This window comes from Acinetobacter sp. A3 (genome assembly GCF_012371415.1).
In the GTDB taxonomy this organism is placed as follows: Bacteria; Pseudomonadota; Gammaproteobacteria; order Pseudomonadales; family Moraxellaceae; genus Acinetobacter.
The window spans coordinates 23,974-38,179 of the sequence record NZ_JAAZQW010000012.1 but is presented as its reverse complement, the minus strand read 5'-3'; the positions used below and the strand labels follow the sequence as shown (position 1 = coordinate 38,179).

At 42.1% G+C, this 14,206-nt stretch carries 16 protein-coding genes; 13 read left to right on the top strand and 3 right to left on the bottom strand.

Going from position 1 to position 14,206, the window contains the following annotated elements:
* Positions 1-90: 90 nt before the first annotated feature.
* Positions 91-693, top strand: coding sequence for a Holliday junction branch migration protein RuvA (gene ruvA / locus HHA42_RS06035; RefSeq protein WP_168460136.1), 603 nt, complete (start codon positions 91-93; stop codon positions 691-693).
* Positions 694-979: 286 nt separating this feature from the next.
* Positions 980-1,987, top strand: coding sequence for a Holliday junction branch migration DNA helicase RuvB (ruvB, locus tag HHA42_RS06030; RefSeq protein ID WP_168460137.1), 1,008 nt, complete (start codon positions 980-982; stop codon positions 1,985-1,987).
* 66 nt (positions 1,988-2,053) lie between these two features.
* Here the strand turns inward: ruvB and HHA42_RS06025 are convergent, their stop codons facing one another.
* Positions 2,054-2,632: a hypothetical protein gene (locus tag HHA42_RS06025; RefSeq protein WP_168525766.1), complete on the bottom strand. Its 579-nt coding sequence runs from the start codon at positions 2,630-2,632 to the stop codon at positions 2,054-2,056.
* Positions 2,633-2,859: 227 nt separating this feature from the next.
* On the opposite strand from HHA42_RS06025, the gene ybgC reads away from it, so the two are divergent.
* The 6 genes from ybgC (at position 2,860) to pal (ending at position 7,806) form a co-directional block, all read left to right on the top strand.
* Complete coding sequence (gene ybgC / locus HHA42_RS06020) at positions 2,860-3,267, top strand: tol-pal system-associated acyl-CoA thioesterase (protein WP_004971791.1); 408 nt, start codon at positions 2,860-2,862, stop codon at positions 3,265-3,267.
* A gap of 27 nt (positions 3,268-3,294) precedes the next feature.
* Positions 3,295-3,993 (top strand): protein TolQ, encoded by a 699-nt coding sequence (tolQ, locus tag HHA42_RS06015; protein WP_168525764.1) that lies wholly within the window; start codon positions 3,295-3,297, stop codon positions 3,991-3,993.
* Positions 3,993-4,442 carry a protein TolR gene (tolR, locus tag HHA42_RS06010; protein WP_168525762.1) on the top strand — a complete coding sequence of 150 codons (450 nt, stop codon included), beginning with the start codon at positions 3,993-3,995 and terminating at the stop codon, positions 4,440-4,442. The genes tolQ and tolR overlap by 1 nt, the downstream gene beginning before the upstream one ends.
* Positions 4,443-4,445: 3 nt before the next feature.
* Positions 4,446-5,687: a cell envelope integrity protein TolA gene (gene tolA, locus HHA42_RS06005; protein ID WP_168525761.1), complete on the top strand. Its 1,242-nt coding sequence runs from the start codon at positions 4,446-4,448 to the stop codon at positions 5,685-5,687.
* 195 nt (positions 5,688-5,882) lie between these two features.
* Positions 5,883-7,166, top strand: a complete 1,284-nt coding sequence (gene tolB, locus HHA42_RS06000; RefSeq protein WP_168460212.1) for a Tol-Pal system beta propeller repeat protein TolB — start codon at positions 5,883-5,885, stop codon at positions 7,164-7,166.
* A gap of 70 nt (positions 7,167-7,236) precedes the next feature.
* On the top strand, positions 7,237-7,806 hold the full coding sequence (gene pal, locus HHA42_RS05995) for a peptidoglycan-associated lipoprotein Pal (protein WP_168460144.1): 570 nt from the start codon (positions 7,237-7,239) through the stop codon (positions 7,804-7,806).
* Positions 7,807-8,013: 207 nt separating this feature from the next.
* Here pal and HHA42_RS05990 read toward each other — a convergent pair whose 3' ends face one another.
* Positions 8,014-8,199: an NF038105 family protein gene (locus HHA42_RS05990; protein WP_168417776.1), complete on the bottom strand. Its 186-nt coding sequence runs from the start codon at positions 8,197-8,199 to the stop codon at positions 8,014-8,016.
* A gap of 177 nt (positions 8,200-8,376) precedes the next feature.
* Here HHA42_RS05990 and HHA42_RS05985 point away from each other — a divergent pair, with 177 nt between their 5' ends.
* From HHA42_RS05985 to HHA42_RS05965, 5 genes are all read left to right on the top strand, one after another.
* Positions 8,377-9,348, top strand: a complete 972-nt coding sequence (locus HHA42_RS05985) for a class 1 fructose-bisphosphatase (protein ID WP_168417775.1) — start codon at positions 8,377-8,379, stop codon at positions 9,346-9,348.
* Between the two features lie 54 nt (positions 9,349-9,402).
* On the top strand, positions 9,403-10,179 hold the full coding sequence (locus HHA42_RS05980) for an RNA methyltransferase (RefSeq protein ID WP_168460145.1): 777 nt from the start codon (positions 9,403-9,405) through the stop codon (positions 10,177-10,179).
* Positions 10,180-10,335: 156 nt separating this feature from the next.
* Complete coding sequence (locus HHA42_RS05975) at positions 10,336-10,950, top strand: RNA polymerase sigma factor (RefSeq protein WP_168460214.1); 615 nt, start codon at positions 10,336-10,338, stop codon at positions 10,948-10,950.
* Complete coding sequence (locus HHA42_RS05970; protein WP_168417773.1) at positions 10,947-11,267, top strand: hypothetical protein; 321 nt, start codon at positions 10,947-10,949, stop codon at positions 11,265-11,267. The genes HHA42_RS05975 and HHA42_RS05970 overlap by 4 nt, the downstream gene beginning before the upstream one ends.
* Positions 11,257-11,658: a DUF3106 domain-containing protein gene (locus HHA42_RS05965; protein ID WP_168460147.1), complete on the top strand. Its 402-nt coding sequence runs from the start codon at positions 11,257-11,259 to the stop codon at positions 11,656-11,658. The genes HHA42_RS05970 and HHA42_RS05965 overlap by 11 nt, the downstream gene beginning before the upstream one ends.
* A 126-nt stretch (positions 11,659-11,784) precedes the next feature.
* Here the strand turns inward: HHA42_RS05965 and HHA42_RS05960 are convergent, their stop codons facing one another.
* Positions 11,785-14,199, bottom strand: coding sequence for a CSLREA domain-containing protein (locus tag HHA42_RS05960; RefSeq protein WP_252726303.1), 2,415 nt, complete (start codon positions 14,197-14,199; stop codon positions 11,785-11,787).
* Positions 14,200-14,206 lie beyond the last annotated feature (7 nt).

The window sequence follows — 14,206 nt, the reverse complement described above, 5'->3', positions numbered from 1 at the left end:
CATCACGCAAATACAGATTTTGCCTTTTAGGGCAAGGCACTCTAGTATGCAAACCTTAATTCATTTAAAACCAATGTGTGAAGCATAAATATGATCGGATGTCTTATTGGCGAAGTGTTAGCTTTGGAAGCACCAACCGTGTTGCTGAATGTCAACGGTGTGGGTTATGAAATTGACACCCCACTCACCACATTTTGCCAACTTCAAAAAGGGCAAAAAATCACCTTGTGGACACATTTAGCAGTACGTGAAGATGCACAATTATTGTATGGTTTTTTAGATGCACAGGAAAAAACCATTTTCCGCACCTTATTAAAAGTAAATGGTGTCGGCCCTAAAATGGCCTTAGGGATTTTATCGACCTTAAGTGTGGAGTTGCTGATTCACACTGTAGAGCATGAAGATATTAACACTTTAATCAAAGTGCCGGGCGTGGGTAAAAAAACTGCTGAACGCTTGATGATTGAATTGCGTGACCGCTTTAAAGCCATGTCTAGTGAAGCAACCAGTCACAATTCTACAACCACCCAAATTCAGTTCACAGGTAACTCTGCTGTTGCTGAAGCTGAAGCTGCACTGCAGTCTTTAGGCTACAAACCTGCGGAAGCGCAAAAATTAATTAATGCAGTCAAGGCCGATTTTACCGAAGCCAGCGACATTATTCGGGCGGCATTAAAGTCGATGAATCGCTAAGCACACATTAATATTACCTGATTCACTTAATCTGATACGCGACGAAGTCATTCGCAACTGTTTGAGGCAGGAGGCATTTGCACAAAAATGTTTCTGCGATATTATCGATACGAATCAAAATTCGACGAGTTTTGCGAATGACAATGGTTTTGCTTACTTTTGCCTAAACAAAAGTAAGGCGAACCGCAGGTTATTCCTCATATTAAAGTTCTATTGGAAAGACTCCGTCAAAAATGTTTTGCGAGACTTCTAATTAAAATCAGTTTACATAAAGTTTAGATCGCCTATGCAAGACCGTCTCATCAGTGGTTCTGAAAAACCCGAAGATCAAATTGATCGTGCCATCCGCCCAACTTCCCTCGATGACTACATTGGGCAACCTGTAGTGCGCGAACAAATGGAAATTTTCATTGGTGCAGCACGTGGTCGTGGTGAAGCGCTTGACCATACCCTCATTTTCGGACCACCCGGTTTAGGTAAAACCACACTAGCCAATATTATTGCCCGTGAAATGGGCGGCAATCTTAAATCCACTTCAGGGCCAGTTTTGGAACGTGCAGGCGACTTAGCCGCCATGTTGACCAATCTTGAAGAAGGCGATGTGTTATTTATTGATGAAATCCATCGCCTTTCGCCTGTGATTGAAGAAATTTTGTACCCTGCAATGGAAGACTACCAGCTTGACATCATGATTGGTGAAGGACCGGCAGCACGTTCCATTAAACTTGATTTACCCCCTTTCACACTTGTGGCAGCCACCACCCGAGCAGGTTTGCTGACCTCTCCATTGCGGGATCGTTTTGGCATTGTGCAGCGTTTAGAATTTTACTCGGTTGAAGATTTGACCCATATTGTTAAACGCTCGGCCAACCTGATGGATGTACCAATGACCGATGCAGGCGCCAAAGAAGTTGCTCGTCGCTCACGTGGTACACCGCGTATTGCGAACCGCTTGTTGCGTCGTGTACGTGACTATGCCCAAGTCAAAGGCACGGGTGAAGTCACGCAAGACATGGCACAACGTGCGCTAGATATGCTCAATGTAGATAAAGATGGTTTAGACACCTTAGACCGTCGTTATTTATCAATGCTGTTAGAGCGTTTTGATGGTGGCCCTGCAGGCGTAGAGGCACTGGCAGCCGCTATGGCCGAAGATTCAGGCACACTGGAAGATGTCATTGAGCCATACCTCATTCAGCAAGGTTATGTGATGCGAACCGCACGCGGACGTATTGCCACCAATATGGCTTATTTGCAATTTGGCATGACACCGCCTGAGCCGAAAGAAAAATAACTTCAAGGGAGTTCATCTCCCTTTGAACTCTTAAACATTTAAATCAGTTAGGTCGGTAGCTAGACCCTAATTTTCGATGACACGCACATCTTCAACCAACATCAGTTCACATGCCCCCGCGCCTGTATCTTCACGGCTTAAAGAGCTGCGCCATTGCCAACCATCTGCGGCAGTAACCTCAACCAATTTACCTTTCAAATAAATCAAATCATCTTCATCTATACGCTTTAATTGTGTCGCAACAGCAGAGGTTGCAGGAATTAAGTGGGTATTGGCACTCAATCGTGCAATCTCTTGAACAGGAATAGGCGGTGTTTGTTCATAACGCCAATGATACCAACGGTTGCTTTGACGAATAGACAGCTGCTTATAAACTTCTGGCTTTGCCATTTCACCCCATCCTAAGGCAAAATCGACAGGGCTAAGTTCAGCTTCACGTCCAAAGTTGTAATCTTCACGTGCTAAAACACGAAACTCCCCTGCATAAGTTTCTAAAGTACGAATGTTATAACCTTTAAACTGATGGATTTGCTGCGTGGATTGATAACTTGCAGAATCAGAAATTCCATCATCTGACTGAAATAACACTATCCACAACGCATACAAAATTGCGATAACAACCAAAAATTTAATTAACCGACTCATGCATTTCTCATTTCAATTGATCATCTGCATGAAATACGCAGCTAGATAATTTTAACTTAAAAGCATGTTTGAAATCTTGTGCCATTGGACCAAGCGGTGAGAATGATAAACTGCCACGCGGTACACAGCTTGACTCCTAGACTTATTCACGTCACTTTCACAGATACGGCTTAAGCTATAGGCATTGCTGACTCAACAACTTTGTAACATAGAAGCGGAACACGATCATGGCGAATAAATTTGAATTTAAAATTCGTATCTATATGGAAGATACCGATGCAGGCGGTATTGTTTACCACGCTAACCATATTCGCTTTATGGAACGTACCCGTACCGAATGGCTTCGTGCATCGGGCGTTGATCATTACTGGCATCAACAAGACTACAATTTTGTCGTACATAAAATTAATGTGAAATATTCACGTCCAATCTTAATGGATGACCTGATTACTGTTACAGCAAGTGTAGTTTCGTGTAAAGCGTCATCATTTGTATTGCAACAAAATATTTATCGTGGTGAAATCATGCTTGCATCTGGTGAGGTTGAATTGGCCTGTCTGGGCTCAGATATGAAACCACGTCGTCTGCCAGATGAAATTCGTAGCCTTATTCTGAAAGAATTAGGACAAGATTAAAAAAATGAATTGGCACATGTAGTAACTATGGCAACACAACTCGAATCATCTCTTCAAGTATCAGATCTTATTTTACAAGCAAGTCCTGTTGTTCAGCTGGTAATGCTGTCGCTACTTTTAGCATCATTATACAGCTGGTATCTGATTGCCAAGTTACACATGAGCTATAAAAAAGCACAGGCAGATGATCGGCATTTCCAAAAAATCTTTTGGTCTGGTGCAGAGCTGAATACGCTGTATAACAACGCTCAGCTCAATTCAAAACGTGTTGGCTTAGAAGATATTTTCTATCAGGGCCTGGGGGAGTTTTTAAAACTTAAAAAACGCCATGCCCCTGCCACACAAAGTATTGAAGGCACAGAACGTATTTTACGGGTAGGTTTAAGCCGTGACCAAGCTCAGCTAGAACAAGGCTTAGGCGCACTGGCCAGTATTGGTTCTGTCGCACCGTATGTGGGTTTATTTGGTACAGTCTGGGGCATTATGAATGCCTTTATTGGGCTGGCAGATGTTGACCAAGTCACACTAGCAACCGTTGCACCTGGTATTGCAGAAGCCCTCATTGCCACAGCTATTGGTTTATTTGCAGCCATTCCTGCGGTACTCGCCTTTAACCATTACACAGCTAAGGGTGAAGGCATTTATTCAGATCGTGCCCTATTTGCTGAAGAAATGGTGGCTTTATTACAACGTCAATCTTTAGGCAACACTAAGGATCACGACTAATGGCCATTCAACGCTCAGGACGCTTCGAGCGCATCAAAAAACCACTGAAAAGTGACATGAATGTTGTACCTTATATTGATGTCATGTTGGTGTTGCTTGTGATTTTTATGGTCACCGCACCTATGATTACCAGTGGTATTCAGGTCGATTTACCACAAGCCAATGGTAATGCCATTGAATCGAAAAGTGCTATAGCTCAGGTAACTTTAGATAAAGATGGACGTTATTTTTTAGAATATAAAGAACATAAAGCAGAACCTTTAGAATTAGCCCAACTGAAACAAATTTTGACCGAGGCTCAAATTCAAGCCAAAGCTGAAAATAAAGAATTTCAGGTTGTCATTCGTGGGGATAATACACGCCCTTATGGTGATGTGATTGCGTTAATGTCTAACTTACAAGATGCAGGTTTAACCCAAGTTGGATTGCTAACCGAGCCTTTAAAGTAATTTATGAAAGATTTTAAAAAGCCACCTTTTCAACAAAAAGCTATTGCGATTGGGTTCACCGTTGGTGTCCATATTGTCGCTGTGATCGGCTTGCTTTATTTAGGTATGAGTAAAGCACCTGAGCCACCTAAACCTATTAAAACAGTACTCATTAAACCCGAAGATTTAAAACCATTATTAGAAACTGAATCTGCTGAAACGACGCATGAGAATGTAGCGGAACAAATTACTCAAACTGCTGAGCCTGCGCTTGAACCTGCACCTGTCATTCCAACACCCGCAGTGCCCCCTACTCCGCCTGTGCCTCAACCTGCACCACAGATAGACACACAAAAAGCAGCGCAGGCAGCAGAAGTTCAAGCGCGTGCGGAACGTCAAGCTGCTGAAGCAAAACAAATTGCAGCACAACAAAAAGTCGAAGCTGAACGCTTAAAGGCACAACAGACACGTGCTAAAGAACGTGCGCAACGTGAAGCCGATGCTAAAGCAAAAGCTAAGGCTGATGCTAAAACACGTGCTGAAGCTGAGGCTATACGCCGTAAAGAAGCCGAAGCGCTAAAAAAAGCTGAAGCCGCAGAAAGACGCAAACTTGAAGCCAATGCAGTAGAAAAGCGTAAAGCGGAAGCAGATGCAAAAGCGAAGGCGGATGCCGAGGCAAAACGTAAAGCTGCGGCAGATGCTAAAGCCAAAGCAGACACAGAGGCAAAACGTAAAGCCGCGGCAGATGCTAAAGCCAAAGCAGACGCAGAGGCAAAACGTAAAGCCGCGGCAGACGCCAAAGCGGACGCAGAGGCAAAACGTAAAGCTGCAGCAGACGCTAAAGCCAAAGCGGACGCAGAAGCAAAACGTAAAGCAGATGCCGATGCAAAAGCCAAGGCAGATGCCGAAGCGAAGGCTCGTGCTGATGCAGAAGCCAAAGCATCTGCCGCTAAACAAGCCGCAGAAGAAGCAGCACAGAAAAAAGCTGAGGTACGCCGTATTGCTTCAACAGCTAAACGTGATTTTGAAAATAAAATCAAACGTGCGTGGGATACCCCTGTGGGTTCATCGGGCAAACGTGCAACTGCGCGTGTAACTCTAAGTGACAGTGGTGCAGTGCAATCTGTAGTGGTCAATTCCAGTGACCCAGACATGAAAGCCAGTGTAGAAGCTGCGGTTCGTGCTGCTGCGCCTTATCCAATGCCATCTGACCCAGATGCACGCCGTGAAGCACGTAGCTTCACCTCAACCTTTACGGCACAATAAGCTAAAATGGTCTGAGTAAAATCATTTACTCAGACTCTCCCCTATAAAAATATTCACGACTTTAAATAAATTTCATTTTTCACAGTGTTATAACAGTTTTATTATACATTCATGCTTTCATTCCCAATAAAGCATGCCATTATGTACAACAATTACATCCAAAAAAGTTATGTTGATTTGAGAAAATAGCGAATGATGGAAACAACGCGTAAACACCTACTTTGCCTTGCCGTTTTAACTGCACTCAGCCCAGTTTTAAGCACACAATCTTTTGCCCAACTGCATCTAGAAATTGCCAAAGCACCAGAAGAAGCACCACAAATTGCGATTGTGCCATTTGGAAACGATCAAAGTATTTATCCCATTGTTGAAAATGATTTAAATCGTTCTGGGAAATTTACCAGCTCATCTAAAAACCTTGCTGCAACAGCAGGAATGAACCACCCGAATACGGCTGCATGGCAAGCGGCGGGTGTACCTTATGTCGTTACAGGGAATGTCAAAACCACAGCGGCAGGAGGCTATGAAGTTCATTACCAACTGTACGATGTACAAAAACAGCAATATTTGTTGAATGAGCTATTAAGCGTACCTGCTTCACGGGTGCGTTCTGCCGCACACATGATCAGTGATGCCATTTATGAAGCACTCACGGGTATTAAGGGAGATTTTAGCGGACGTATTGCCTATGTGCTGCGTAATCCTGCAACACCTGAGCAACGCTATACTCTACAAATTGCCGATACTGATGGTGAACAACCCAAAACCATTTTGACTTCGCGTGATCCGATTTTATCGCCTGCTTGGACACCTGATGCTAAAAAAATTGCCTATGTGTCGTTTGAGACTAAACGCCCTGCAATTTATGTGCAGGACTTAGCCACAGGTCAGCGTGAAAAATTAGCCAGTTTCCGTGGTTTAAATGGTGCTCCAAGTTTCTCACCAGATGGTCAAAGCATGTTGTTCACGGCATCTATGCATGGCAATCCAGAAATTTATCAAATGAATTTGAACACCCGTGCACTGCAACGCATGACCAATGACAGTGCGATTGATACCGAAGCACGTTATGCCCCAGATGGTAAATCCTTTATTTATACTTCAGACCGTGGTGGCTCAGCGCAAATTTATCGTTATGACTTTGCTACAGGCAGCAGCAAGCGCTTGACCTTCCGTGGTGCATTTAATGCACGCGGTACACTCAGTGCCGATGGCCGTAAACTGGCTTTGGTGCATCGTCCAAGTGGTAGTAACTATAAAGTTGCGATTCAAGACATCAACACCAGCATCACCAATATTTTAACCCCAACTAGTTTAGATGAGTCGCCAAGCTTCTCGCCAAACGGGCAAATGGTGGTGTATGCAACACGTGAAGGTGCACGCGGTTTATTGTCGATTATGTCTTTAGATGGTCGTTTCCGCATGAACTTACCAAGTGAACAAGGTGAAGTTCGTGAACCTGCATGGGCGCCAAAGTAATTCAATCATGCAAGTAAATACTTTTTCAGTTCTGTTTTAAAACCAAAAATCAAGCTTCATGGAGATGAGGATGAACGCAGTTAAATTATTGGTACTCCCTGTTTTGGCATCGGCTCTAGTCATGACAGGCTGTGCAAACCGTAAACCTGCTACAGACTTACAAGCAGGCCAAAACCCGAGTGGTACAACGACAGTCAATACCCAAGGCTTGAGTGAAGATGCCGCTTTAAGTGCGCAAAACCTTGCAGGTGCATCTGCCAAAGGTGTTACTGAAGCCAACAAAGCTTTCTTAGCAAAACGTGTGGTGCATTTTGACTACGACAGCAGCGAATTATCAAATGACGATTACCAAACCTTGCAAGCACATGCACAATTTTTAATGGCCAATGCCAACTCTAAAGTTGCCCTTACAGGTCATACCGATGAACGCGGTACCCGTGAATACAACATGGCTTTGGGTGAGCGTCGTGCTAAAGCAGTTGAAAGCTTCTTAATCACCAACGGTGTCAATGCAGGTCAACTTGAAGCAGTCAGCTATGGTAAAGAAATGCCAGTCAATCCAGGGCACGATGAAAATGCCTGGAAAGAAAACCGCCGTGTAGAAATTAACTATGAAGCTGTTCCGCCATTATTAAAATAATGGTCGTTATGTTTTGAGAAAGCATTTCTAGATTTTTTAAGAAGTGTTTTCTCAAATCCAATAAAAAAGCGCTCTGAAACAATCTGTTCAAGAGCGCTTTTTATTTAACCCAGCTATATCACGAATGCAATCGCAATTTAAAAACTTAGCAAACTGAATATGTTGAATCCTGAGCGTTTGAAATCTGAAAAAATCGTTTAAAACAATTTATTCCGACTCTGCATCTGATTTAGCCGTTTGCATAGATTCAATCAAATCATGCTTATTGAACTTTTTATATTCAGGTTTAGACTCATAATCTTTCCAAGCTGCTTTCATCTTGTCTTCAGAAATATCGTCTAAACTAATCCCTTCGCTCGGCGTTGGAGTCGCATCAAACTTTAACGTTGTCATATCTGTGCTCCTATCTCAAATTAAATCCTTCACATCAACATAGCACTTTCTACAAGACTTGCAAGGGTAAAATCACAGCAAATAGTCGAGTTTAATTTTTCTTTTAACGCGTTCTCATCTAAACTATTGCAGCATATTGTTATCCTCATTTTTGCAGTTATTCGGAGTTTTCCAGTCATGTCATACCGTACCCTTTCCCAATTTCTAAAACAACAAACTGGAAATTTAACACCCGAACTTGCTCAAGTAATTGAAACCATTGCCAATACCTGTAAGACTATTGATCAAACATTACAAAAAGGTGCTTTGGCAGGTGTATTAGGCAGTGCACAAAATGAAAACGTACAAGGCGAAGAACAAAAGAAATTAGATGTCATTTCAAATGATTATTTAATTGAAGCATTACAAAAACACCCAAATGTTGGTGGTTTGGCTTCTGAAGAATTAGATGAATTCACCCCTGCTCAAGAAAATGGTCAATATTTAGTCTTGTTTGACCCACTAGATGGCTCAAGCAACATCGACATCAATATGTGTGTGGGTACAATTTTCTCCATTTTACCTGCAAAAAATGCGTTGACTCAGGCTGCGGACTTTATGCAAGCAGGCACACAACAAGTGGCAGCAGGTTATGTTCTGTATGGCCCATCCACTATGATGGCGCTCACTGTTGGTGCAGGTGTGGTGTTCTTTACCTTTGATCCGGAAAGCCAAGAATTTTTAGTGACTGCAGATAATATTCAAGTTGCAGCAGACACCAAAGAATACGCCATTAATGCATCTAACCAACGTCACTGGGAAGCGCCTGTAAAACGCTATATCGATGAGCTTTTGGCAGGCAAGACTGGCCCACGTGAAAAAGATTTCAACATGCGCTGGGTAGCATGTATGGTGGGTGATATTCACCGTATTCTTTGCCGTAGCGGTATTTTCATGTATCCATACGACCTAAAAGACCCGAAAAAAGCAGGTCGTTTACGCTTAATGTATGAAGCCAACCCGATGAGCATGCTCATGGAACAAGCTGGTGGTGCTGCAACTACAGGCCGTGTGCGTATTTTAGACATTGAACCAACCGACTTGCATCAACGTGTACCTGTCATTATTGGTTCAAAAAATGAAGTCGATTTAGTCAGCAGCTATCATTAATCATTTTTCAACAACAGCAATTGGTATTGCGCCAATTGCTGTGGATTTTATCGCATGCCTACGATTTTTTTAGAATCAAAAGATAACCCAAAAATTAAACACTTACGTGGTTTAATTGAGCAAAATAGCTATCGTAAAAAACAAGGACAAACCGTGCTTGAAGGCACGCACTTGTGTCTTGCGTGGTTACATGAAAATAAAAAGATCAATTCGATTTTCACTACAGAACATGCACTCAGCCATCCCGACTATGAGCGTATTTTGGCAAAATATACTGGCGCAGTATTTGTCATTAGTGAATCGTTATACAAAGATTTAAGCACTTTAGGTACTTCATTAGCTTGTTTAGCCATTGTCGATTTACCGAGCTCAAGTCAAACGCTGGACTTTAAAGCAGACACGCTGATTTTAGAAAATGTGCAAGACCCAGGCAACGTCGGTACCATATTACGTTCTGCCGCCGCCGCAGGGATTGAACAAATTATTTGCACCAAAGGTTCTGCATCACTCTGGTCACCACGTGTGTTACGTGCAGGCATGGGCGCGCACTTTAGCTTACAGACTTTTGAAAATGTCACACTGGAAGAGGTTTTACCGCAATTTCAGATTCCGGTATATGTAACCAGCTCACACCATGCAGAAAGCTTGTACAGCAAAAACTTGCGTAAAGCCTGCGTCTGGATTTTAGGTAATGAAGGACAAGGTGTGTCAGACTACGCCTTGCAGCATGCACAAGCGGTAAGCATTCCACAACCTGGTGGTCAGGAGTCCTTAAATGTTGCGATTGCAGGTTCGATTTGTTTCTTTGAAATGGTGCGCCAACGTCTGTAAATGGTTAATTTATTTTAAATAGACTAGCCCTGTAGAAAAAATAGATTAGACTTAAAATAATAAATTGTAATGTCAACCAAACCATTGTTTTTAGCGTTATATAAGTATGATGTTAAAAATAATGGTGGGTATCCAATGACAGGATTTTCCATCTCTATGGATTTAAACCCGAAGTCGTCACACTCGGAAAATTTGAGTGCTCTAAAGAGTACGGCTGAACAACGTCTAAAAAATTTTATGCAGGATGTGACTGGGCGTGCCTTAGTCATGATGGAAAGTGCAACCCAAGGACAACATGGCATTGCCATGGATTTAGTTCAAGAAGCCTTTATTTCATTACATAAATCTTATGCAGATAAAGCCACAGATGAATGGTATCCCCTGTTTTACACGATTTTAAATCACAAATTACAAGACTGGCGACGCAAAGAAGCTCGACGCACTCATCCCTTCTCATTATTTAAAAAAGTCAGTTTAGATGATGACGACGTCGAACAACTCGATATCGTGGATGAACAAGCACTCAATCCAGCTGAGTTTTTAGATCAGGCCGTCACTGTAGACGAAATTCAAGCAGCAATTGCAAAGCTTCCTGTACGTCAACAACAAGCTTTTATGTTACGTGCATGGGAAGGCTTTGACACACACACCACAGCACAAATTATGAATTGTACTGAAGGCAGTGTAAAAACACATTATCACCGTGCCATTCAAGCCTTACGCAACAGTTTGGCACATATGAATCCAAATCTGGGAGGGTCATCAGAATGAAACAAGATGATTTCTTAAAACAAGTCACTTCCAAACTAGATGGGCTCGCTCACCATCATCAAGACAAAGCAGCGGTCATGAACCATGTCTTAGATCATATTCAAGACAAGAAAAGCTCGCGTTATGGACTTTGGAAAATGTCAGGCTTTGCCTTGGCAGCTGCGATTGCAGGTTTTGTGGTCTTGCCAAACTCAATGGAAATGACCACAGCACCACAAAATCAAGCTGTGTCTGTTCCTAAACTTTCTCCACAAATGGTGGAAGATTTAGAAATGTTAATGGTGTTAGGTGAGGACAAAGTTCCACATGGCAGCTAAGCGAATTGTATTTGCGTTTTGTGCACTTGGTTTTCTGCAAACCAGTTTTGCAGGTTTTGAGCGTTTTTGGATTTTTTCCAAAGACGCCGACACGCAAATTGCAGAAACTTGGGAAACGCTGTCTGAAGAAGAACAGATGGCGCTGATTAAGCGTTATCAAAATCTGAAAGAAATCCCTGCAGATAAAAGTGTGGCTTTACAACAACGCATGGATTGGTTTACCCAATTGCCTGAAAGTGAAAAGCAAAAAATGCGTGAAACCTGGCAAAAAATGAGTACGCAAGAACGCAGAGAATTAGGTCAACGGCTACAACAAGCTACTCCAGAGCAACGCCCCTTGATTCGTCAAGAATATATTCAAAAATATCAACCGAACATCGTCAATCACTAGAATGGTTAAATAGCACACCTATACTCGTAAAAGGCAAAAATCTTTTGTGCATATTTCTAGAAATAATTAATTGCTCACATAAAAAAGAAGCCCGAAATGGGCTTCTTTTTATAACATCTGTTTAAGTTAAGACTTGAACCGCGTGTGACGGCGATAGCCCACCAAGCCTAGTAAAGTCATTAATCCCCAAATACCCAAACTTCCCCCACCACCACTACTGGCTTCATAGTTGGTGTTCTTGGCTGTATTCTCCAAAGTAATAGTCGCTTCTTCTGATAGTGCCTGCTCATGATCAAACACGGTATATCTCAGTTCATAATCGAATGGGCTAAAACTATTACGCACTTGTACCTGAATATTGCCTCCATAGCAGGTTTCACGTGCATAATCACCTGGACAAGGTGCTTTACGATCTGCCGTTAGCACCACGCTAGAAGGGATATGTGTAAAGCGAATTGCGAGCTCTTGTCCTGTATGGTCTCTATAGAATGCTGGTTTATTGGTATTTTCAGTTAAAGTACTGATTATGCCATCCCCACCATCGCTATCATTCGCCAATGGATTAAAACTAACTTTCAAGTCTGACCCATGTTCCATACGTATGTGATCATCTTTTGCAATTGGCTGAATATTATTAAATTTCCCTTCCAGTAAACCTGATGAATGATGATTACTGTCCGATTTAGAGGTAATGGTATATTTACAGTACGCAGAATCAGTTAGCTCTGTCACTTTGTCATTCAAACGATACATTAAGATACGCTGTAATTGAGCATCCCACTCACATTTAAACAATGGATCTTTAGTCAGTTTATCTACATTGAACGTTGTTCCTGTACCAGAAACAGCCCCTATGCCTAGTGCTTCTGTTTGAATACTAAAATTCTCTGAGTTTAACTGTTTTAACTGAACGAACTGACCATCTGCGGTTGGCTCATCTTGCTTTAACGCCAATGCAAATGGATCAATATAAATTGCACGATATTGTTGTTTGGCTTCGGTATGATTTAGCAAATCTTGTAAAGTTTTCAAATCAGCACGTGCCTGTGTCAGTAAAGCCTGATCACTGGTTTTGTTTTGATCTATACTAGCCTGTGTACGATCAATTTGCTCTTGATACCCATCTAATAATCTCTCATACGAAATATTGCTCAAACTGGTAATATCTGCAGCATTTAAACGCATGACTTCGACAGCACCAATGTCGCAGCTATTTTTTGCATCCGGATTTAAAGTGAGTGTCGCGTTACTAACCCGTGCCAAACCACGTTGGTCCTCTTCGGCACAACCAAAACCTTCGACATCAATCAAGTCTTTACTTGGGTCTACACCACGCTTTGGATAATAAAGTGGCAAGAATAAGTTATAAGCCGAAGGTTCTTGTAAAGGCTGAAGCAACTGATCAAAACTTAAGCCTGTTAAATCAATATTCTTGCTCAATTCATAGCTACTACTAGCCTTTTCAGGTAAATCACACTCACCTTGTTCTGCAGTCGCACTCGCTGGCAATATTGCATTGCGTACAGTAACGATATTGAGTTGCTGCTGATTTAAATCTTGAGCAGATCGGCAAGATTTACCTTGGTTAAAGGCCAACATATTAAAAAAGAGTGCGATACGCGGATGCTGATCATAATACAGTGTACTGAATGCTTGGTTTTCAACAATAGTATTACTTTCTAAAGATACTTGAGACAATGTGCTTAAAGGATGCTGATCAGAATGAACTAGATTAAAAATATGTCCTTGATTAGCATTTGCCTGGTTTTTTGCAATTGTGCTTGTGCTTACTTTAAGATCTGGCTGCCCACAAAGATCAAATGTACTCTGACTATCTGTAGACCCATTCTGGATAATACTGCTACGATTTACGTGAATAACAGAACGTGTATTGACTAGATTAGCCTGGCAATCCATAGCCAGAACACTTCCTACTTTTGCTTGGTTATCATGAATGAATGCATTTTCCAAATTAACCTGACGTTCGGTCTGATGCGCAACTACATATATTGCACCACCCTGTTCGCCCTTTGAGTTTTGGATTTCTATATTATTTGCAGACAATGGCCCTGCTACAAAAACAGCACCGCCTTTGCCTTGATCTTTAGCATTAAGATTACCACCACCATTGGCATTACCATTTTTGAGTACCAGATCATACAAGGCTACACTGGCTTGAGTATCCGAAGTATTCAGAATACGACTGTTACCTTGTGCATTAATACTGGTTTTTAATAGCGCAATAGAAGGATAACGATGTGTCAGCGGATCACGCTGATTATAGTCTAAAGCAGCTGCACCATAAATCCTCACCATAGATTCAGGACGTAACTCAGAGTTTAAAATGTATTCGCCTTCCTTCAACTGAATATAGTCGGTACTACCACGGTTTGTATTACCTGCACTACATCCACCAAAAGCAATATTTTTCTTGGCTGCGACTAAGGCTTCACGCAAGGAACAATTGTTTAGATCTTCACCATTTTGATCCTCAAAAGTCGTCACCTGAATAACACGATCATCCGCGGCCATAAGCGACATCGCTGAC